Origin of the sequence: Caballeronia choica (assembly GCF_001544535.1) — a bacterium.
Lineage (GTDB): Bacteria > Pseudomonadota > Gammaproteobacteria > Burkholderiales > Burkholderiaceae > Caballeronia > Caballeronia choica.
In genome coordinates this window covers 1-1325 of record NZ_FCON02000466.1, presented here as the reverse complement: position 1 = coordinate 1325, position 1325 = coordinate 1, and the positions used below count along the sequence as shown (strand labels likewise).

Genomic DNA, 1325 nt, shown 5'->3' with positions numbered 1-1325 from the left:
AGAGCATGCAAATACTGGCGCAGCCAGATAATTCAGGAGACACCCATGCCTCACCATCGCACCGTCGCCAACGCCTCTTCGCCGCCGATGACCTCAACCACCTCAACCACCCGACCGTTGTCGAAACCGTGGGCCATTGGTGCAATCACCGTCGGCAGCGGCCTCGAACTTTACGACTCGGTCGTATACAACTTCTTCGCGACCCTGATCGGGCCGCAGTACTTTCCGCTTACCGACCCACTGAGCCAGTTGCTGTTCTCGTTTGCGGCCTTTGGCGTCGGCTACATCATGCGGCCGATCGGCGGACTGATCATTGGCGCGTATGCGGACCGGGTCGGTCGTAAGCCTGCGGTGGTGCTCACACTGTGGCTGATGGCGTTAAGCGCTGCACTGCTGGTGCTCACGCCCACCTACGCCCAGATCGGCCTGGCCGCGCCAATCATGATGACAATCGCTCGTCTGCTTCAGGGCTTTGCGATTGGCGGAGAGATGGGACCCGCCAGCGCGATGTTGCTCGAATACGCGGATGAGAAATCGCGCGGATTTTATACAAGCTGGCAACCATTCAGCCAAGGCCTTGCCGCCATCTTCGCGGCACTCGTCGCCCTTACGCTGACCAATTTCCTGCCGCCGTCCGCTCTGGCGTCCTGGGGTTGGCGCGTCTCATTCGTCATTGGCGTTCTGGTGATCCCGATTAGCGTGATGATTCGCTCGCGTCTGGACGAAACCCTGGTCCCTGCCAAGTGGGGCGAGAACCACAAGGCATCCCATCGAAGCCTGATGAAAGAGAACTGGCGCGAATTGCTGGCAAGCGTGTTGCTGATGATCGGGTTGGCGTCGGCCGTGCACATCGTTGTCTTCTACCTTCCGAACTATGGCGCGATCCAGCTTCACATCCCGCTTTCCCAAGCAATCTGGGCTGGCTTTGTCGGTTCCCTCGTTCTGACGCTCCTCTCTCCGCTCGCCGGGTGGCTGACCGATCGTGTCGGTCGTCGCACGGTCGTATGGTGGTCGCGCGTGGCGATGCTCGCGATGATTTACCCCGCTTTTTATGCGCTCAATAGCGTGCGTTCGCTGAGTTGCTTGCTGATCGTGGCCGGTTGCCTTGCCATACCGATGGCCATGACGTCGGCTTCGACGCTGGTGTTGGTGAGCGAAGTGTTACCGCAGCGGCTGCGTGCCACCGGACTTTCAGTGAGCTACTACGTCGCGGTCGTCATCTTCGGAAGCTTCTCGCAATTCTTCTCGACGCTGTTGATTCATTTTACGAAGGATCCCAATGCACCCGCCTACTACGTGATCGGTTGCGGCCTGATATCGCTTGT

1 protein-coding gene is annotated in these 1325 nt (G+C 59.2%); it reads left to right on the top strand.

Going from position 1 to position 1325, the window contains the following annotated elements:
* Window positions 1–45: 45 nt before the first annotated feature.
* Window positions 46–1325, top strand: a 1280-nt coding sequence (locus tag AWB68_RS45025) for an MFS transporter (RefSeq protein WP_087650465.1), incomplete at its 3' end; no start/stop codon positions are given.